Below are 19,486 nucleotides of genomic sequence, written 5' to 3' on the forward strand. Positions count from 1 at the left end.
AAAATAGTAAAATGAATAAAAAAATAATTGGTAGAGTTGATAAAATTGACTTTCCTAAATTAAATTTATTTGGTGTGGATGCCAAGATAGATACAGGTGCTTATACCTCTGCCATACATTGCTCAAAAATTGTAGAAGAAAATAATATTTTAAAATGCACTTTTTACAGTGAAGGTCACCCTAATTTTAGCGGCAAACAAGTAGATTTTGAAGATTACACACATACTGATGTAAAAAGCAGCAACGGTTTTGTAGAAAATAGATATAAAATTAAATCTGAAGTTGTTTTTTTTGGTAAAACCTACAAGATTAATTTAACTTTAAGCACTCGAGAAGAAATGCGCTTTCCTGTTCTTATTGGCAGGCAATTTTTAAACCAAAAATTTCTTGTTGATGTCGATTTACAAAACCTTTCATATAACCAAACAAAACAATGAACATAGTTATACTTTCAAGAAATGCAAATCTTTACTCAACAGACAGATTAGTTGAAGAAGGTGAAAAACGCGGACACAAAATTGAAGTTATTGACCCGCTAAAATGCGACATTATAATAGAAAAAGAAAAACCGTCTATTTACTATAAAGATAGATATTTAGATTATGTAGATGCTGTTATCCCTAGAATTGGAGCCTCTGTAACCTTTTATGGCTGTGCTGTTGTAAGGCAGTTTGAAATGATGAATGTATTTACTACTGTTACAAGCGATGCTATACTACGCTCTCGAGATAAATTAAAAAGCTTACAACGCTTAAGTAAAGCTGGTATTGGTATGCCTAAAACAGTTTTTACAAACTATTCTAGAGATGCCCGTGAAGTAATTGCTCATGTAGGTGGCGCGCCAGTAATTATTAAACTATTAGAAGGCACTCAAGGTCTTGGTGTTGTTTTAGCCGAAACAAAAAGTGCAGCAGAATCTGTACTAGAAGCTTTTAACGGTTTACAAGCTAGAGTTATAGTACAAGAATTTATAAAAGAAGCTAAAGGCGCAGATTTAAGAGCTTTAATAGTTGATGGGCAAGTTGTTGGCGCCATGAAACGTCAAGGTAACGAAGGTGAATTTCGCTCTAATTTACATCGCGGTGGTACTGCACAAATTATTAAATTAAGTCATGAAGAATTAAAAGTTGCCCTTAACGCATCTAAAGCATTAAAACTACCTGTTTGTGGTGTAGACATGCTACAATCTGCTCGCGGACCATTGTTGTTAGAGGTAAACTCTACTCCTGGATTAGAAGGTATAGAAGGTGCAACAGGAAGAAACATAGCTAAAAGTATTATTGCTTTTATAGAAAAAAGTACAAAATAAATGCTAACAAAAAACGAAAATGACTTACATATTTTAGGCGAAGTTATTAAACTAGGTGAAAGCAAAGAAGTTAGTTTTAATTTAGCCAAGTTACACACAAGAACACCAGTAGATGTTCCTGTAATTATAGAACGCTCTAAAAAACCTGGACCGACAATTTTAATTACCGCAGGCATACATGGAGACGAAGTTAATGGCGTAGAAATTGTAAGACAAATTATAGCCAAAGAGATTAATAAACCAAAAAAAGGGACTGTAATATGTATTCCTGTTCTTAATGTATTTGGTTTTATTAATATGGAACGTGAGTTTCCAGATGGTCGTGATTTAAACCGTGTGTTTCCAGGAAGCAAAAGCGGCTCTTTGGCTAGTAGGGTTGCTTTTCAAGTTGTAAGTGAAATTTTACCTCATGCTGATTTTGTTTTAGATTTTCACACCGGTGGAGCTTTACGTTTTAATGCTCCACAAGTTAGAATTGCTAGTGGAAATGAAGATTTTAATATAGCTGCCGAAATTTTTGGAGCACCGTTTGTTTTGTATTCTAAAAACTTAAATAAATCTTTTAGAAACACCTGTAACCGTATGAACAAACCTATTTTGTTATATGAAGGTGGTAAATCATTTCATATAGATGATTCTGTTACAAATACCGGAGTAAATGGTGCCAAACGTATTTTAAACCATTATGGGATGCTTAGATCTAAATTTAAAGTTTCAGAACCTAAAAAAGCCTGTATATTTATTACAGAAAGTAGATGGATACGCGCTAACTATTCAGGTATGTTTAAAGCCTCTATAGATATTAGTACACATGTAAAAAAAGGAGATACTATAGGGAATATAACAGATCCTTATGGAAAATTCAACCATTTTGTAAAAGCTGGTAATGATGGTTTTATAATAAATGTAAACCATTCTCCAATTGTATATCAAGGTGATGCTTTATTTCATATCTCTACAAAATTAGCAGAATAAGTTAATTATGACCAAAACTCAATTAAGAGAAAAATACACTAAACTTCGTCAAGAATTAAGTACAGAAGAAACCGACAGTAAAAGTATGGACATTGCTAACAATCTATTAAAACTAGATATTTGGAATCATAACTTTTATCATCTTTTTTTAACTATTGAAAACAAAAAGGAAGTTAATACAGACTATATTTTAAATATATTATCTGGTAAAGATAAAAACATTGTTATTTCTAAAAGTAATTTTAAAAACAATACAATGGACAACTTTTTGCTTACAGACAATACATTAATTAAGGCTAATAAATATGGGATTCCAGAGCCTACGGATGGGATTCCTATAGATAATTCTAAAATACAGGTTGTATTTATTCCATTATTAGCATACGATAAAAAAGGTAATCGAGTAGGTTATGGCAAAGGCTTCTACGATACTTTTTTAAAAAGCTGTACTGTAAATACTATAAAAATTGGGCTTTCATTTTTTGAACCCGAGACAGAAATTAAAGATGTCTATATTCACGATATCGCAATGGATTACTGTATAACACCTAAGAAAATTCATATATTTAACACGCATTTAATCGATTAAACACGTATTTAAGCGTTAAATTGTTGTTTTTTTATATATTTGTTTGCAATCCCAAATCTTGCTATTATATAAAATGACAAACAATGGCCTAACAAAAAATATAATTGAAGATAGTAATATTAGCTATTGGGAATTATATAACAATACCAGTAACTGGTCTACAGCTTTTTTAAGTAAACTTGGTTATAGTGTTGAAGATGTAGAAATTAACCTAGATTTCTTTTTAAATAACCTAATACATCCAGACCAACGTGATGACTTTAGAGATAATTTTTTTAATCTCGTTAGGCATTATTTAGATTTTAAACAATTAATCGCCATAAAGTGTAAAAATGGTATTTACAAAGAATTTGTTTGTTTAACCAACGACAATCTACAAGTTAATAGTAACGTAAACTCTAAAGTAATTATCTTTAATGAAAAGAAATTTAAAACAAACGATAAACTAATAAAAGACACTTTTTACTATCGTGAAAGTGCCGAAATGACCTCAACCGGCAGTTGGTATGTAGATTTTAAAAAACAAAAAAGTTACTGGGATTACCAAACCAAGAATATTTTAGATTACCCGCAGGATTATGTACCATCTTTAAAAGAATCTGCACAATATTACCCAAAAGAGTACGTACAAAAAGCAGCTGATATTTTTTTTAATTGTGCCATATCTGGTAAACCTTTCGATTCTGAAATTAAGATGTTTACTGGTAAAGGCGAGATATTATAGATACGAGCCATTGGTAAAGCTGTTTACAATGATAATAATGAAATTATTGGAGTACGTGGCGTATTTCAAGATATTAATGATGAAAAATCTAAGGTTGAAACGCTTCAAAAAAATTCAGAGATTATTGCCTCACAAAATTCAAGACTATTCAATTTTGCACATATTGTGTCACATAATTTAAGATCACATACAAGCAACCTTTCATTAATTGTTCAATTAATTGATAATGTAGATACAGTTGAAGAAAAACTAGAAATGATTGACAACATAAAAGATATTTCTGAAAGTTTAAATTCTACAATAGAACATTTAAACGAGGTTGTAACCATACAAACACAAACCCACGACAATAAAGTAGATGTTAAGTTTAACAACATTATTGGCTTAGTAAAAAAAGCCATAAATAGAATAATTAGAGAAACAAATAGTACTATAATTACAGATTTTTCTCAAGTAAGCTCAATTCCATACATACCTGCTTATATGGAAAGTATTCTACTAAATTTAATAACTAATGCCATTAAGTATAAACATCCAGATCGAGCCCCAATAATTAACGTTAAAACGTATAGTCAAGACAATAACACCTTTTTAGAAGTTAGTGATAATGGTATTGGAATAGACTTAGATAAGTTTGGCAACAAATTATTTGGCATGTACAAAACGTTTCATTACAATAAAGATGCGGTTGGCATTGGCTTGTTTATAACAAAAAATCAAATTGAATCTCTAAATGGTCAAATATCTGTTGAAAGCACAGTAAACAAAGGCACCACATTTAAAATTCAGTTTTAAAACTAATTAATAAATCCCTCAAAATATGAATTCTCCAGTTGTAGAATTAGCTTGCATTATAGATGATGATAATGTTTATGTAAATCTTGTAAAAAAAATAATTGAAACAAAAAAGCTTTGCGAAAATCTAATTGTTTTTAGTGATGGTAAACAAAGTATAGACTACTTTGAAGCACTGCTACAAAACTTAGACCCAACTAATATTCCAGAAATTATATTTCTAGACCTAAACATGCCTATAATGGATGGTTGGGAATTTTTAGAACGTTTTACAAAAATAAAAAACAGGCTGGATAAAGCTATTACTTTATATGTTGTAAGTTCTTCTATAAATCCGTTAGATGTAAATCGAGCAAAAGCACTATCTAGCGTAAAAGATTATTTAATAAAACCAGTAAATATAGATGAGTTAGAAAATATATTTAGCGCAAAAGTATAATACACTAGGCGTTTTCTATTGTTGTTTTAGGAAACGCTTTTTTGTTAAAAAATATTAGCAATGCAAAACCTATACTAATGGCTACATCTGCAATATTAAAAACGGGTTCAAAAAAAATAAAGTTTTTACCACCAACAAAAGGAATCCATTCTGGTAAATTACCTTGCCACATTGGCAAATATAACATATCAACAACATTACCAAAAAACACTTTATCATAACCACCTTCTATAGGCATAAAAGATGCTACTTGGCTAAAGCTATCATTGAATACAACACCATATAAAACAGAGTCTATTATATTACCCATAGCACCTGCAAAAATAAATACAAGTGCTAAAACAAGTACTTTTGATACTTGCTTTTTAATTGAAATTAATAACCAATACCCTATTCCTAATATAGCTATAAGTCTAAATATTGTAAGGCTTAACTTTGCTGTACGGTCGCTTATATAAGGAATAAAGTCACTTAATTTAGTTCCCCAAGCCATACCATCATTCTCTACAAAATAAATTTTTAACCAACTAAAAACCTCGAAAGACTCATGCAATTGAAAGTGTGTTTTTATATACACTTTGCTTATTTGGTCTACTAACAAAATAAGAATAATAAATAATGTGGCTTTTTTTAAAGTCATGTTTAATATTTAGGCTATAATTTAAATACCTCAATAGCCCAAAATTGCAGTAATTTAAATACGTTTTTTGTAAACAAAAATAGAACTATTTTTTAGTTTTTGTAACGTTTATGTTACCGCTAATAGTATTTATTTGAATAGTATAAACTCCAGAAGTTAATTTCTCTCTTGTTACAACCCCATTTTTAGAGTGTGCTGTTACATTTGCAAAATTTGTATTTAAATTAATATGTCCTGTTGTTGTAAATATTTTGGCATTGCTTTTAAAATGAAATAAATTAGCATTGCCTTGCTCTAATTCTAATAAAACATCTTTAAATACTCCCGAAATATCAACAGTGGCAATTTCACTTTTTATATCTAGATTAAGATGCTCTGGCAAATATAATTCTATATCAACAGAAAAAACTTTGTGAGCACTAAGTTTATCGTTATCTAGTTTTAAAAATGGCTGCTGCGCAGTAGATATAGAAAGAGATTCTTCATTGTTTTTAATTATTACCTGAGAAAATTTACTAAGTTCTCCTTCGGTTTTAGATTTCACAACAATGGTTTTTCTGTTAGAAGCCACTACTTTTATATTAAACATTTTACTACCAGAAATCACTACGTTTTTAATTTCAGGATTATTAAATGTAGAGATATTATTAGTTTGAGCTTTTGTATTGAAAGCTACAAGTAATAAAAGTATGAGAAGTAAATGTTTCATTATAAAATAAAAAAGCACTCCAATAAAAATTGAAGCGCTTTTTAGTAAAATTATATTTTAATAATAATGCTTATTGCATATTTTTTGCTTCAATACTAAGTGTAGCATGAGGCACTAATTCTAGACGTTTGGCATTTATTAATTTTCCCGTTACACGGCAAATACCATAAGTTTTATTTTCAACTCTAATTAAAGCATTTTTAAGATCGCGAATAAATTTTTCTTGCCTTATCGCTAATTGAGAGTTAGACTCTTTACTCATTACCGCACTACCTTCATCAAAGGCTTTAAATTGTGGAGAGGTATCTTCTGTACCATTATTATGGTCGTTTACATACGCACTTTTAATAAGTTCTAAATCGTGTTTAGCATGCTCAATTTTTTCTAAAATTATAGCTTTAAATTGTGCTAATTCTTTATCTGAATATCTTACTGTATTTTCTGTTGCCATAGTATCATTTTTTTGTGATAAATAACTTTGTATTTATATTATCGAATGCAATATCTATACCATTATCTACCTGTTCTACAACATCAAGACTATCTGTTAATGTTTCTGCCTTGATGTATTCTAAATTTGTTTTTACAGCTTGCGCAATTTGTTTATCGTCTTGCAATTGTACAGAAATTCTATCTGTTACTTCAAATCCTGAATCTTTACGTAAATTTTGAATACGGTTTACGAGCTCACGTGCAATACCTTCTTCGCGTAATTCATTAGAAATTGTAACATCTAGAGCTACTGTTATTGCTCCTTCATTTGCTACAAGCCAGCCTTCTATATCTTGCGATGTAATCTCTACATCACTTAGTTCCAAATTAATGATTTTTCCATTACAATCGACATCAAGACTACCATTTTGTTCTATTTTTTTTATGTCTTCTGATGTCATTTTACGTATTTCACTGGCAATCAACTTCATATCTTTACCAAAACGTGGACCTAATGCTTTAAAATTAGGTTTAATTTGTTTTACCAAGATATCTGATGCATCTTCTAAAAGCTCAACTTCTTTAATATTTACTTCGCTTTTTATTAAATCTGCCACTGCTAAAATCTCTTCCTTTTGTTCTTGAGAATCTATAGGAATCATTATTTTTTGCAATGGTTGTCTCACTTTTATTTTTTCTTTAGCTCGTAAAGATAAAACCAAAGATGAAATGGTTTGCGCAGCTTCCATTTTACGTTCTAATGCTTTATCTATAAAGCTACTATCACTCTCTGGGAACTTTGCCAAATGTATACTTTCAAATGATTCTGTATGTGTCGCTTTTGTTAAATCTAAGTAAAGTTTATCCATAAAAAATGGTGCAATTGGAGCTCCAAGTTTAGCTATGGTTAACATACAAGTGTATAACGTTTGGTAAGCCGAAATTTTATCTTGCTGGTAATCGCCTTTCCAGAAACGTCTTCTACTTAAACGCACATACCAATTACTTAAATAATCTTGTGTAAAGTTTGAAATGGCACGCGCTGCTTTTGTAGGCTCATACTCTGCATAATACTCGTCAACTTTTTGAATTAACGTGTGTAATTCTGATAGAATCCAACGGTCTAATTCTGGTCTTTCATTTAAAGCGATATCATCTTCAGCATAAGAAAACTTATCTATGTTTGTATATAAACTAAAGAAAGAATAGGTATTGTAAAGTGTCCCAAAAAACTTACGCTTTACTTCTTCTATACCATCTAAATCAAATTTTAAATTATCCCATGGATTTGCGTTTGCAATCATGTACCAACGTGTGGCATCTGCTCCATAAGTATCTAAAGTCTCGAAAGGATCTGTAGCATTACCTAAACGTTTAGACATTTTTTGTCCGTTTTTATCTAAAACCAATCCGTTAGATACTACATTTTTATAGGCTACAGAATCAAAAACCATAGTTCCAATAGCATGAAGTGTATAAAACCAACCACGTGTTTGGTCTACACCTTCGGCAATAAAATCTGCTGGAAACGATTTATTTTCGTCTATTTTCTCTTTATTCTCAAAAGGATAATGCCATTGTGCATAAGGCATAGAACCAGAATCGAACCAAACATCTATTAAATCGGCTTCACGTTTCATTGGTTGCCCACTTGCTGAAACTAGTACAATATCATCTACAATGTTTTTGTGTAAATCTATTTTTGCATAGTTTTCTTCAGAGTTATTTCCTACTTCAAAATCTTCAAAAATATCTTTTGCTAAAACACCAGCTAAAACTGCTTTTTGCATTTCGGCTTTTAGCTCTTCAACAGAACCAATACAAATTTCTTCTTTACCATCTTCTGTTCTCCATATTGGTAATGGAATTCCCCAATAACGAGATCGCGATAAATTCCAATCGTTTGCATTTGCTATCCAGTTACCAAAACGGCCTTCTCCTGTAGATTTTGGCTTCCAATTAATACCTGTATTAAGCTCGTGCATACGACCTTTTACATCTGTAATTTTAATAAACCAAGAGTCTAATGGATAATACAATATTGGCTTATCTGTACGCCAGCAATGTGGATAGTTGTGCTTATATTTTTCAACCTTAAAGGCTTTATTTTCTTCTTTTAATTTAATGGCAAGCTCAACATCTATAGAACGTTCTGGTGCTTCACCATCTTTATAATATTCGTTTTTAACGTACTTACCACCAAACTCTGCCATTTCTGGTCTAAATTTACCTTGTAAATCTACAAGTGGTACTAAGTTATCGTTTTCATCTTTTACTAAAAGTGGCGGAATTTCTGGTGTTGCTTGTTTTGCAACCAATGCATCATCTGCTCCAAATGTTGGTGCTGTATGTACGATACCTGTTCCATCTTCGGTAGTAACAAAGTCTCCAGAGATTACTCTAAAGGCATCTTGAGGATTATCATTTGGTAAGGCATAAGGTAAAAGCTGTTCGTACTTAATACCAACTAGATCTTTTCCCTTAAATTCTTTTACAACAAAATATGGGATTTTTTTATCGCCATCTTTATAGTCTAAAAGTGCTGCTTTTTCTTCAACTCTTTTAAATTTACCATCAAATTGTTTGTTAACCAATGGTTTTGCCAAAATAACATTCATTGGTTTAAATGTATATTGGTTATATGTTTCTACTAAAACATAATCAATTTTTGGCCCAACAGTTAATGCTGTATTACTTGGTAATGTCCAAGGTGTAGTTGTCCAAGCTATAAAGTGAATATCGCCTTCGTTTTGTAAAAAGTCTGGCAGTGTATTTTCTATGGCTTTAAATTGAGCAACCACGGTAGTGTCTGTTACATCTTGATAAGCTCCTGGTTGGTTAACCTCGTGCGAACTTAAACCTGTTCCTGCTTTTGGTGAATAAGGCTGTATTGTATAGCCTTTATACATTAAGTTTTTAGAGTAAATTTCTTTTAATAACCACCAAACAGACTCCATATATTTTGGTTCGTAGGTAATGTATGGATCGTCCATATCTACCCAATACCCCATTTTTTGAGTTAGATTATTCCAAACATCTGTATAACGCATTACGGCTTTACGACAGGCAGCATTATAATCTTCTACAGATATGGTTTTACCAATATCTTCTTTTGTAATACCCAATTCTTTTTCTACACCAAGTTCTATTGGTAATCCATGCGTATCCCAACCCGCTTTACGCTTAACTTGGTAACCTTTCATGGTTTTGTATCGTGGAAAAATATCTTTAATAGCACGTGCTAAAACGTGGTGTACTCCTGGTAAACCGTTTGCACTTGGTGGACCTTCAAAAAACACATAAGGTTCTGCATTTTCTCTAGTCGTTACACTTTTTTCGAAGATGTTATTCTCTTGCCAATACGTTAAAATTTCTTTTGCTACGTTTGGTAAGTTAAGTCCTTTATATTCAGGAAATCCTGTGCTCATTTCTTATAATTTCAATATGAAAAGCGAAATTAAGGAATTTTAGTAAAAAAGTGTGATTATTCGTTGAAAAAGGAACGATAGATTTATAAATTACAGACTGTTTTAAGATTTTATTTTAAACTATAAAATTTACCAAATCTTCAATTTTTGAAATCAGTTGAATTTTTATTGAAGTATCTTTTAGAGAAATCTTATTATATTTTGAAACGAATATAGCTGAAAACCCTAGTTTTTCGGCCTCAAGAATACGTTGTTCGACACGTTGTACCGGACGTATTTCTCCAGATAAACCAACCTCTGCTGCAAAACAATAGTTTGCTTGTAATGCCTCATCTTCATTTGAAGATAATATTGCTGCTACTACAGCTAAGTCTATTGCTGGGTCGTCTACATTTATACCACCAGTAATGTTTAAAAACACATCTTTTGCACCTAAACGAAAACCTGCTCTTTTCTCTAAAACAGCTAAAAGCATGTTTAGTCTTTTTGCATTAAATCCAGTTGCGCTTCGTTGTGGTGTGCCATAAACAGCCGTACTTACCAAGGCTTGAACTTCTATCATTAAAGGTCGCATACCTTCTAAAGTTGCAGCAATTGCATTTCCAGAAAGTTCTTCGTCTTTTTTAGAGATTAAAATTTCGCTTGGGTTACTTACTTCTCGCAAACCAGAACCTTGCATTTCGTAAATGCCTAATTCGTGGGTAGAACCAAAACGGTTTTTTTGTGCTCTTAAAATTCTAAATACGTGATTGCGATCGCCTTCAAACTGCAATACTGTATCAACCATATGTTCTAGTATTTTAGGTCCAGCGATGTTTCCATCTTTTGTAATATGACCAATTAAAACAACAGGTGTATTAGTTTCTTTAGCAAATTTAATAAGCTCTGTAGTACATTCTTTTATTTGCGAAATGCTTCCGCTTGACGATTCTATATAATCGCTATGCAAAGTTTGAATAGAATCTATTATAACAATATCTGGCTCTAAGGCTTCAATTTGCTTAAATATATTTTGTGTTTTTGTTTCTGTAAGAATGTAACAACTTTCATTATCTGGATTAATACGTTCGGCGCGCATTTTTATTTGTTTCTGGCTTTCTTCTCCAGATACATATAATGTTTTATAGGGTAACTTAAGCGATATTTGAAGCAATAATGTACTTTTTCCTATTCCTGGTTCTCCTCCTAAAAGCGTTAATGAACCTGGTACAATACCACCACCTAAAACACGATTAAACTCTGCATCTAAAGTGTCTAATCTCGCTTCTTTAGATGAATCAATTTCTTTTATTGTTAAAGGCTTTGAAACACGTTTTTGAGTATTTGTTGGTGTTTTCCAATCGTTTTTTTCTGGTTTTTGAATAACCTCTTCTACAATTGTATTCCACTCTTTACAAGCTGTGCATTGTCCTTGCCATTTAGAGTACTGTGTACCGCAACTTTGACAAAAAAAAGTAGTTTTAACTTTTGCCATTAGTACCCAAAGTCTGCTTTAATTTGTTCTGAAAGTTCTAAAACGTGATCTTTTGTAATACCACCAGCTTCTTCTAAAATATATGCAGATTGATATGTTTTCATTGCTTTTTTAGGGTTTCCTGTTTCTTCATAAAAACGTCCTAAATAATAGTTTCCTAAAAGCGTATTTGGGTATTGTTTTCTTGCTAATTTCCCTAAAGACTCAAAGTACTCATACTTTTCGGTTTTTTTAATTGCTGCTGCAATTGCTCTAAAATCGTTAATAAGGATTTGTTTATCTAAACCAAAAAGATCTTCTATTGTTTCATATTTTTCTATTAAATAATCTACTGGCGACCCTTCTAATTTTAAGATTGTGTCTTTATACTCTTGTTTAGATATTGGTCTAAAAACAAAAAAGATATCTTCTAGTGCATTAGGTATAGCATGTGCAGGAAGAGAGTAATGTGTTGGGTCTTCAAAATTATCAAAACTACTTAACACATTTTTATTTTCTACTGTTTTTATGGTGTTGTTTAAGGCTTTAGTTCCTTCTTGTAGTGATTTAACATCATTGTTTGAAGTTGCCAAATAGTAAAATATTTTGCTTTCAATTTTCGAGAACTTTTCAGACAAAAAACTAGTCATGTCTGGAGCTAAATCTGGGCTTATTGCTATATAAGCATTAAACAAAGGCTCTTCTTTTAACAAATAATAGTTTATAAAATTTGCTGTTACACCATGACCAATGGCTACTTTAAATTTTTCGGTTCTATATGTTTTTTCGATGTATGGAATTAACTCCATACTAATAAATTCGAAAAAAGCAGCTCCTGTTTCTATTGGTAGTGAGTTTTGCTCTGAGTATAACATATCGTTATCTCGTTTCCCAAATTGATTAACACCAACAACAATTGCCTCTGGAATATCTTCCCAATATGAGGCATAATCTACATTTCCTGAAACAATTTCAAACATATAATCACCATCTAAAGTTAAAATTATTGGATAACTTTTTTCACCAGTACCATAGCTTTTTGGTAATAAGATTTTAATATCTCTAGCTTCTCCTAATATTTCGGAATTAAAACTCTTAAATGTAGCTTGCGCACTAATATTTTGTACTAAAAGCACAATAACGAAAAGGTAAATAAAACGTTTCATGGTAGGATTTTAAATTATACATGCAATGTACAAATTATTTCTTTCTATTTCTATTATATATAGGCAGGCAAAGTAAAGATATCCCTCCAAATAGAATTACCATTACGGTTTGAGAAGTCCACATTATCCAGCCAAATGCTATGCTTGGATCTTCTGGAATAGAAAAAATTGCAAAAGCCCCATAAACCGCAATAGGATACGAACCTAAGCCTCCATTTGTTGCAGCAACACTAAAACTAGCTGCTATAAAACCTATTAAAACGGCTCCAAAAGGAATAGGCTGCAATCCTGTTATCGCAAAACTTGTAATGTAAAACATAAGAACGTACATACTCCAAATAAAAAAGGTATGGAAAATAAAGGCCCATTTCTTTTTCATTTTAAATATACTTAATGCGCCTTCTATTAAACCAGACACAAATGATTTTACTTTTAACGCTAGTTTAGATTGACTTTTTTTTATGTAAAAAACAAAAAAAAGTCCTAATACGAGTAATAGCAAAAAACTAAAAACTACTTTTATTGGGTTAAATTTTTCGACAAAAAAGTTGAAAATAAAATCGAATTCCAGGAACAGTGTAATAACAATTATTAAGAGCATTACTATAACATCTGCTACTCGTTCAGCAACTATAGTACCAATACCTTTTTCAAACGGCACACCTTCATAATTAGTTAAAATAGAAGCTCTAGCAACTTCTCCTGCTCTGGGAATAGTATAGTTTATTAAATAAGTAGCAAATACAGCCATAAAACTATTACCATATTTTACTTTATAACCTAAAGGTTCTAACTGGAACAACCATCTATAAGCTCTAGACATGTGGCTCAATAAACCCAATACCACACCTATAATGATATATAAATAATTAGCCGATTTAAAATGTGCTATTAATTCGTTTATAGAGATTTTAGATAAAGAATACCATATTAAAAAAACTCCCAATATAATTGGGAGTAAAATTTTTAATGTTTTAATTATGGATTTGCTCAACTTTTATTTTAATAAATTTGTTGCTTCGTCTGGAAAAACCAAAGATGGTTTAAAAACTTTAGCTTCTTCAATATCCATAAAACCATAAGTTATAAGTATTAATACATCGCCAGGAGACACCAATCGTGCAGCAGCACCATTTAATGTTATTTCTCCACTGTTACGTGGTCCAGGAATCGCATAAGTTTCTAATCGAGCGCCATTATTATTATTTACAATTTGAACTTTCTCGCCTTGAATAATATTTGCAGCATCCATTAAATCTTCATCAATAGTAATACTACCAATATAATTAAGGTCTGCGCCTGTTACTTTTACTCTATGAATTTTAGATTTTACTACTTGTATTTGCATGGTGCAAAGGTAATTAATTAAGTGCTATATTGTCTATTAATCTTATGTCATCTGCATAAACAGCAATAAAAGCACGATACGTTTTAGATTTGGATTTTCTTTTAACTGGTTTTAAGGTTTTAGAATCTGCAATCACAAAATATTCTAATTTTAATAAATCATGATTGTTAAATTGCTTTTCAACCCATTCCGTTACTTCTTTAGCACTTTTTGTGCCAAACTGCTCTTTGGCAGTGTTTAATATTTTAAAAATAAAAGGCGCTGCAGCTTTATAATCAGGTTTTAACCTTTCATTTCTAGAGCTATATGCTAAACCGCTTTTCTCTCTATATATTGTACAACCTTCTACTATAACAGGAATATTATGTTTTTCTACTAATTTTTTTATAATTGCCAATTGCTGAAAGTCTTTTTCTCCAAAATAAGCTTTATTAGGTTTAACAATTTCAAACAACCTTTTAACTATAGTACCAACTCCATTAAAGTGGCCGTCGCGAAATTTACCTTCCATTTCATGTTCTAAACCATCAAAAGTAAAATGTTCTGCTACAGCTTTTTGCTCATAGATATCTTCAACAGCTGGAGCATAAACTAATATATTTGGAGATACTGTTTTTAGCAATAAAACATCTTTCTCAAGCGTTCTAGGGTACTTTTTTAAATCTTCAGGATTATCAAACTGCGTAGGATTTACAAAAATACTAACTACACATATGTCGTTTTCCTCTAAAGCTTTATTAACCAAAGATAAATGACCATCATGTAACGCTCCCATTGTAGGCACAAAACCAATAGTAAAATTATCACCTTTTTTATTAGAAATATGGTCTTGAATCTTTGATTTTTTGTTAAAAACAGTCATTATTTAATATAAAATTAACGAGTGCAAACTTAATATTTTAGTCGCAATCTGCATAAATTTTTGTACTTTTGCGTGTTTTTTATTTTCATTTTTTTAATTATTAGCGTTTTTTGTAAGCTTTTAAGTTAAAATTATATAAAAAAGAAGTCAAATAGTTATTGTTTAACTACATTATTAATAAATCGAATAAAGCTAACGTATGAAAGATAAGAGAATATTATATGTGTCGTCTGAAGTGGTACCATATTTACCAGAAACCGAGATTTCATCTATGTCATTTGAGACTCCTAGAATGGTAAACCAACAAGGTGGACAAATTAGAATATTCATGCCTAGATATGGAAATATTAACGAGAGAAGACATCAATTGCATGAAGTAATTAGGCTTTCTGGAATTAATTTAGTGATTAATGATTTAGATATGCCTCTTATAATTAAAGTTGCCTCTATACCAAAAGAGCGTATTCAAGTATATTTTATAGATAATGATGAATATTTTAAAAGAAAAGCAACATTAACAGACGAAGATGGGAAATTATTTCCAGATAATGATGAAAGAGCAATTTTCTTTGCAAAAGGAGTTATAGAAACTGTAAAAAAATTAAACTGGTCTCCAGATATTATACATATTCACGGTTGGTTAGCCTCATTATTACCGTTATACTTAAAACAGTTTTATAAAGACGAACCGTTATTTAATGAAAGTAAAATAGTTACCTCTGTATACAATCAAAGCTTTGATGAAACGTTAAATACAGACCTAATAAATAAAATTGCTTTTGATAATATTGAAAAAGAATCAATTAAAACATTAGAGAAGCCTACTTATAACAATTTAATGAAAGTAGCTATAGACAACTCTGATGCCTTAATTATTGGTTCTCAAGAAATGCCAAAAGAATTAGAAGACTATTTAGAAAATTCAAATAAGCCAGTATTACCTTTTAAAGAAAAAGACGAATTTGCAGAAGCTTATACAGAGTTTTATAATACAAGCGTACTACAATAAATTCTTTTTGAGAATTAAAAAACTATGAAAAATACATTTAATACACTTAAAGCAATAGCTTTATTTTCTATACTTTTTACAACTATTATAGCTTGTGATGAAGATTTTGCAAATATAGAAAGTGACATTCAAGGCGTTAAAAATTTTGAAGGATCAAGTAGAACATTTCCCGTATTAGCTTACACAAAATCTGTAACACCATTTACAGCTTCTGGAGCAGAAGATATGGTAGGTGTACAAACTACTAGTTTATCAAATAATTTACTTGGAGTTTACAAAGATCCAAATGATGTCTTCGGGACAACATCCGCAAACATAATCACTCAAGTTCTTCCTGATTTTTTTGACCCAGATTTTGGAACACAGCCCGAGGTTGAATCTGTAAAAATAACTATTCCTTATTTCTCAACGTTAACTGCCATCGAATCAGACGGCAGTAGTAACTATGAATTAGATTCTATTTTTGGAGATCCTGATGTAGGCTATAAATTATCTATCTATGAAAACAAATATCTACTTAGGGATTTAGATCCAAATACCGGATTTGAAGAAATACAACTTTACTATTCTAATCAAGACAATTTATTCTCTAATCAATTAGGTCAACTTTTGTACGAAAGTAACACATTAACACCCTTCAAACCTAGTAATGAGGAAGTTTTAATCTATGACGAAGGAGAAGTTGACGAACGCTTATCTCCTAGACTGCAATTAGAGCTTTTTGATACGGTAGACTCGAATAATCCAGTTAATACATTTTGGCAAGAATTATTTTTTAGTGAAGAAGGAATAGCAGCATTTAATAGTGCAAATTCTTTTACAAATCACTTTAGAGGTCTCGTTCTTAAAGTAGAAGCCATATCGCCAGAAGGAGGAAGCATGATAATGTTAAATTTCGCTTCAAGTGATACTTCTATAGAAGTCGATTTTACAAACTTCGAAGAAACAAATGCTGAAGAAGGAGAATTTATTAGCGAAACAAGTTTCTCTCTAAATTTTGAAGGAAAAAGAATTAATACTTTTAGTACTACAGAAGTTACCTCTAACTTAAATGGAGATGCTACTACTGGTAGCGAAAATCTACACCTAAAAGGTTTAGATGGCTATATGTCTGTTATAGATTTATTTGGTGATGAAGAAACAGAATTTAGAGAAAAAAAAGGCAAGTGGCTTCTTAATGAAGCAAATTTAATTTTTTATGTAAACGAAGCTTTAGTTGCAGGAGACGAACCTTCTAGAGTAATGTTATTCGATTTAAAAAACAACGTACCAATTGTAGACTACTTTTTAGATGGCACAACAAATAGCACAAGCCCAGATGAATCTAAAATTCAATATGCAGAAGCCTTATCAGACGGCAGATATAAATTCAGACTTACAAATCATATAAATAACATCTTACAAAGAGACTCCACAAATGTTAAACTAGGACTTTATGTAAGCGCAAATGTAAATTTAACTCAAAATTCACAAATACAAGATGCAGAAGTTGATGAAGATGATGAAACACAATTAACTTTAATTCCTACAGGAAGTGTTCTTCAGCCAAAAGCAACTATTTTACATGGTAATTTATCATCTACAGTAGATAAAAGACCCGTATTTGAAATTTTTTATACAGAACCAGAAAACGACTAAAATATATGTGTGGAATTGTAGGTTATATTGGAAAAAGAAAAGCATATCCAATTATACTAGAAGGTTTAAAACGCTTAGAATATCGTGGTTACGATAGTGCAGGAATAGCATTATATGACGGAAACACTATTCAATTATCTAAAACAAAAGGGAAAGTAAAGGATTTAGAAAAAAAGATTTCAAAAGAAATTGATTCTAATGGAACTTTAGGAATAGGTCATACAAGATGGGCAACACACGGTATACCTAATGATGTTAACTCTCATCCTCACTATTCAAACTCTGGAAACTTAGTTATAATACATAATGGTATTATAGAAAATTACGCTTCAATCAAAAAAGAATTAATAACTAGAGGTTATACCTTTACATCAGACACAGATACTGAAGTATTAATTAACTTAATTGAAGACGTAAAGAAAAATGAAAAAGTAAAACTTGGTAAAGCTGTTCAAATAGCACTAAATCAAGTTGTTGGAGCATATGCAATTGCTGTATTTGACAAAAACAAACCGGACGAAATTGTTGTCGCTAAACTAGGTAGCCCATTAGCAATTGGAGTTGGTGAAAATGAATTTTTTATTGCCAGTGATGCTACACCATTTTTAGAATACACAAAAAAAGCAATATATTTAGAAGATGAAGAAATGGCAATTGTTCGTCTTAAAAAAGGAGTAAAAATACGTAAAATCAAAGACGATTCACTAGTAGACCCTTATATACAAGAGCTTCAATTAAATTTAGAGCAAATAGTAAAAGGTGGTTACGATCACTTTATGCTTAAAGAAATTCACGAACAGCCAGAAGCTATTAAAGACACTTATCGCGGTAGACTTCGCGTTAAAGAAGGTTTAATAAAAATGGCAGGTATAGACGATAATTTAGAACGCATTTTAAATGCAAACAGAATAATAGTTATCGCTTGTGGTACATCTTGGCATGCAGGTTTAGTAGCAGAATATATCTTTGAAGACTTAGCACGAATCCCAGTTGAAGTTGAATATGCTTCAGAATTTAGATATAGAAATCCAGTAATAACAGAAAAAGATGTTGTTATAGCAATTTCACAGTCTGGAGAAACGGCTGATACTTTAGCAGCTATAAAATTAGCCAAATCTAAAGGCGCATTTGTTTTTGGTGTATGTAATGTTGTAGGCTCATCAATCGCTAGAGAAACCCATGCTGGTGCTTATACCCATGCTGGTCCAGAAATTGGTGTTGCATCTACAAAAGCATTTACAACTCAAATTACTGTGCTAACTTTAATAGCATTAAAATTAGCCAAAGAAAAAGGAACAATCTCTAAGTCAGATTTTCAACACCACTTACAAGAGTTAGAACTTATACCTAGTAAAGTAGAAAAAGCTTTAAAGCAAGACGAACACATTAAAACAGTTGCTGCAACATATAAAGATGCTAAAAACTGCTTGTATTTAGGTCGAGGCTTTAATTTTCCCGTAGCTCTTGAAGGTGCTTTAAAACTTAAAGAAATTTCATATATACATGCAGAAGGTTATCCTGCTGCAGAAATGAAGCACGGACCTATTGCTTTAATTGATGATCAAATGCCTGTTTTTGTAATTGCAACAAAAAAAGGTCACTACGAAAAAGTAGTGAGTAATATTCAAGAAATAAAATCTAGAAAAGGAAAAATTATTGGTATTGTTACAGAAGGCGATAAAGATGTAAAACAATTAGCAGACCATGTAATTGAAGTTCCAGAAACTTTAGAGTCTCTTACTCCATTATTAACAACCATACCTTTACAGCTATTATCTTATCATATTGCAGTAATGCTAGATAAAAATGTGGATCAACCAAGAAACTTAGCAAAATCTGTTACGGTAGAATAAATAAAAAAAAAACGTGAATTTTAGCTGATTTATCAAATATTGATAAATCAGCTTTTTTTTTACTAAAAATCTTATGCATGCATAATTTTGTTAACTTTTTTTTAAGATATGCTTAAA

At 31.0% G+C, this 19,486-nt stretch carries 19 protein-coding genes; 10 read left to right on the forward strand and 9 right to left on the reverse strand.

Translation table 11 applies throughout. The features are described 5' to 3' along the window. Positions 1-11 precede the first annotated feature (11 nt). The 7 genes from LACAL_RS04115 to LACAL_RS04140 all read left to right on the forward strand — a co-directional run bounded on the left by LACAL_RS04115 (position 12) and on the right by LACAL_RS04140 (position 4,831). On the forward strand, positions 12-437 hold the full coding sequence (locus LACAL_RS04115) for a RimK/LysX family protein (RefSeq protein ID WP_013869445.1): 426 nt from the start codon (positions 12-14) through the stop codon (positions 435-437). Further along, the gene (gene rimK / locus LACAL_RS04120) at positions 434-1,309 is read left to right on the forward strand and encodes a 30S ribosomal protein S6--L-glutamate ligase (protein WP_013869446.1); all 876 of its coding nucleotides are present in this window, start codon (positions 434-436) and stop codon (positions 1,307-1,309) included. Before LACAL_RS04115 ends, rimK begins: the two co-directional genes overlap by 4 nt. Continuing rightward, positions 1,310-2,284 (forward strand): succinylglutamate desuccinylase/aspartoacylase family protein, encoded by a 975-nt coding sequence (locus tag LACAL_RS04125; RefSeq protein WP_013869447.1) that lies wholly within the window; start codon positions 1,310-1,312, stop codon positions 2,282-2,284. It abuts the gene before it with no gap. A gap of 7 nt (positions 2,285-2,291) precedes the next feature. Then, positions 2,292-2,873, forward strand: coding sequence for a 5-formyltetrahydrofolate cyclo-ligase (locus LACAL_RS04130; protein WP_013869448.1), 582 nt, complete (start codon positions 2,292-2,294; stop codon positions 2,871-2,873). Positions 2,874-2,946: 73 nt separating this feature from the next. Continuing rightward, positions 2,947-3,597 carry a hypothetical protein gene (locus LACAL_RS15530; protein WP_237701003.1) on the forward strand — a complete coding sequence of 217 codons (651 nt, stop codon included), beginning with the start codon at positions 2,947-2,949 and terminating at the stop codon, positions 3,595-3,597. Positions 3,598-3,762: 165 nt separating this feature from the next. Beyond that, positions 3,763-4,392 (forward strand): ATP-binding protein, encoded by a 630-nt coding sequence (locus LACAL_RS15535; protein ID WP_237701004.1) that lies wholly within the window; start codon positions 3,763-3,765, stop codon positions 4,390-4,392. A gap of 25 nt (positions 4,393-4,417) precedes the next feature. Further along, on the forward strand, positions 4,418-4,831 hold the full coding sequence (locus LACAL_RS04140; RefSeq protein ID WP_013869449.1) for a response regulator: 414 nt from the start codon (positions 4,418-4,420) through the stop codon (positions 4,829-4,831). Positions 4,832-4,835: 4 nt separating this feature from the next. Here LACAL_RS04140 and LACAL_RS04145 read toward each other — a convergent pair whose 3' ends face one another. From LACAL_RS04145 to panC, 9 genes are all read right to left on the reverse strand, one after another. Continuing rightward, positions 4,836-5,471 carry a lipoprotein signal peptidase gene (locus LACAL_RS04145; protein WP_013869450.1) on the reverse strand — a complete coding sequence of 212 codons (636 nt, stop codon included), beginning with the start codon at positions 5,469-5,471 and terminating at the stop codon, positions 4,836-4,838. 85 nt (positions 5,472-5,556) lie between these two features. Next, positions 5,557-6,180, reverse strand: a complete 624-nt coding sequence (locus LACAL_RS04150; protein ID WP_013869451.1) for a hypothetical protein — start codon at positions 6,178-6,180, stop codon at positions 5,557-5,559. A gap of 70 nt (positions 6,181-6,250) precedes the next feature. Next, positions 6,251-6,631, reverse strand: coding sequence for a TraR/DksA C4-type zinc finger protein (locus LACAL_RS04155; protein ID WP_013869452.1), 381 nt, complete (start codon positions 6,629-6,631; stop codon positions 6,251-6,253). 4 nt (positions 6,632-6,635) lie between these two features. Beyond that, the gene (gene ileS / locus LACAL_RS04160) at positions 6,636-10,040 is read right to left on the reverse strand and encodes an isoleucine--tRNA ligase (RefSeq protein WP_013869453.1); all 3,405 of its coding nucleotides are present in this window, start codon (positions 10,038-10,040) and stop codon (positions 6,636-6,638) included. A 115-nt stretch (positions 10,041-10,155) separates the two neighbouring features. Continuing rightward, positions 10,156-11,514, reverse strand: a complete 1,359-nt coding sequence (gene radA / locus LACAL_RS04165) for a DNA repair protein RadA (RefSeq protein ID WP_013869454.1) — start codon at positions 11,512-11,514, stop codon at positions 10,156-10,158. Then, the gene (locus LACAL_RS04170; protein ID WP_013869455.1) at positions 11,514-12,659 is read right to left on the reverse strand and encodes an alpha/beta hydrolase; all 1,146 of its coding nucleotides are present in this window, start codon (positions 12,657-12,659) and stop codon (positions 11,514-11,516) included. Before LACAL_RS04170 ends, radA begins: the two co-directional genes overlap by 1 nt. Positions 12,660-12,693: 34 nt before the next feature. After that, positions 12,694-13,653, reverse strand: a complete 960-nt coding sequence (locus LACAL_RS04175; protein ID WP_013869456.1) for a lysylphosphatidylglycerol synthase transmembrane domain-containing protein — start codon at positions 13,651-13,653, stop codon at positions 12,694-12,696. A gap of 3 nt (positions 13,654-13,656) precedes the next feature. Beyond that, positions 13,657-14,007 carry an aspartate 1-decarboxylase gene (gene panD, locus LACAL_RS04180; RefSeq protein WP_013869457.1) on the reverse strand — a complete coding sequence of 117 codons (351 nt, stop codon included), beginning with the start codon at positions 14,005-14,007 and terminating at the stop codon, positions 13,657-13,659. A gap of 13 nt (positions 14,008-14,020) precedes the next feature. Then, positions 14,021-14,869, reverse strand: a complete 849-nt coding sequence (gene panC, locus LACAL_RS04185) for a pantoate--beta-alanine ligase (RefSeq protein ID WP_013869458.1) — start codon at positions 14,867-14,869, stop codon at positions 14,021-14,023. Between the two features lie 199 nt (positions 14,870-15,068). On the opposite strand from panC, the gene LACAL_RS04190 reads away from it, so the two are divergent. The 3 genes from LACAL_RS04190 to glmS are packed head-to-tail and all read left to right on the forward strand — an operon-like array spanning position 15,069 to position 19,369. Then, on the forward strand, positions 15,069-15,878 hold the full coding sequence (locus tag LACAL_RS04190) for a glycogen/starch synthase (protein ID WP_013869459.1): 810 nt from the start codon (positions 15,069-15,071) through the stop codon (positions 15,876-15,878). 24 nt (positions 15,879-15,902) lie between these two features. Then, positions 15,903-17,516 carry a DUF4270 domain-containing protein gene (locus tag LACAL_RS04195; protein ID WP_013869460.1) on the forward strand — a complete coding sequence of 538 codons (1,614 nt, stop codon included), beginning with the start codon at positions 15,903-15,905 and terminating at the stop codon, positions 17,514-17,516. 5 nt (positions 17,517-17,521) lie between these two features. Beyond that, positions 17,522-19,369, forward strand: coding sequence for a glutamine--fructose-6-phosphate transaminase (isomerizing) (gene glmS / locus LACAL_RS04200; protein WP_013869461.1), 1,848 nt, complete (start codon positions 17,522-17,524; stop codon positions 19,367-19,369). The last annotated feature ends 117 nt before the right edge of the window (positions 19,370-19,486 follow it).

It is taken from the genome of Lacinutrix sp. 5H-3-7-4, from assembly GCF_000211855.2.
Classification (GTDB): domain Bacteria; phylum Bacteroidota; class Bacteroidia; order Flavobacteriales; family Flavobacteriaceae; genus Lacinutrix.

Coding starts and splice junctions, on each gene's coding strand:
- LACAL_RS04170 (WP_013869455.1), bottom strand. CDS start 12,659: ATGAAACGTTTTATTTACCTTTTCGTTATTGTGCTTTTAGTACAAAAT.
- LACAL_RS04130 (WP_013869448.1), top strand. CDS start 2,292: ATGACCAAAACTCAATTAAGAGAAAAATACACTAAACTTCGTCAAGAA.
- LACAL_RS04125 (WP_013869447.1), top strand. CDS start 1,310: ATGCTAACAAAAAACGAAAATGACTTACATATTTTAGGCGAAGTTATT.
- LACAL_RS04155 (WP_013869452.1), bottom strand. CDS start 6,631: ATGGCAACAGAAAATACAGTAAGATATTCAGATAAAGAATTAGCACAA.
- LACAL_RS04190 (WP_013869459.1), top strand. CDS start 15,069: ATGAAAGATAAGAGAATATTATATGTGTCGTCTGAAGTGGTACCATAT.
- LACAL_RS04195 (WP_013869460.1), top strand. CDS start 15,903: ATGAAAAATACATTTAATACACTTAAAGCAATAGCTTTATTTTCTATA.
- rimK (WP_013869446.1), top strand. CDS start 434: ATGAACATAGTTATACTTTCAAGAAATGCAAATCTTTACTCAACAGAC.
- glmS (WP_013869461.1), top strand. CDS start 17,522: ATGTGTGGAATTGTAGGTTATATTGGAAAAAGAAAAGCATATCCAATT.
- panD (WP_013869457.1), bottom strand. CDS start 14,007: ATGCAAATACAAGTAGTAAAATCTAAAATTCATAGAGTAAAAGTAACA.
- LACAL_RS04145 (WP_013869450.1), bottom strand. CDS start 5,471: ATGACTTTAAAAAAAGCCACATTATTTATTATTCTTATTTTGTTAGTA.
- panC (WP_013869458.1), bottom strand. CDS start 14,869: ATGACTGTTTTTAACAAAAAATCAAAGATTCAAGACCATATTTCTAAT.
- radA (WP_013869454.1), bottom strand. CDS start 11,514: ATGGCAAAAGTTAAAACTACTTTTTTTTGTCAAAGTTGCGGTACACAG.
- ileS (WP_013869453.1), bottom strand. CDS start 10,040: ATGAGCACAGGATTTCCTGAATATAAAGGACTTAACTTACCAAACGTA.
- LACAL_RS04115 (WP_013869445.1), top strand. CDS start 12: ATGAATAAAAAAATAATTGGTAGAGTTGATAAAATTGACTTTCCTAAA.
- LACAL_RS04150 (WP_013869451.1), bottom strand. CDS start 6,180: ATGAAACATTTACTTCTCATACTTTTATTACTTGTAGCTTTCAATACA.
- LACAL_RS15530 (WP_237701003.1), top strand. CDS start 2,947: ATGACAAACAATGGCCTAACAAAAAATATAATTGAAGATAGTAATATT.
- LACAL_RS04140 (WP_013869449.1), top strand. CDS start 4,418: ATGAATTCTCCAGTTGTAGAATTAGCTTGCATTATAGATGATGATAAT.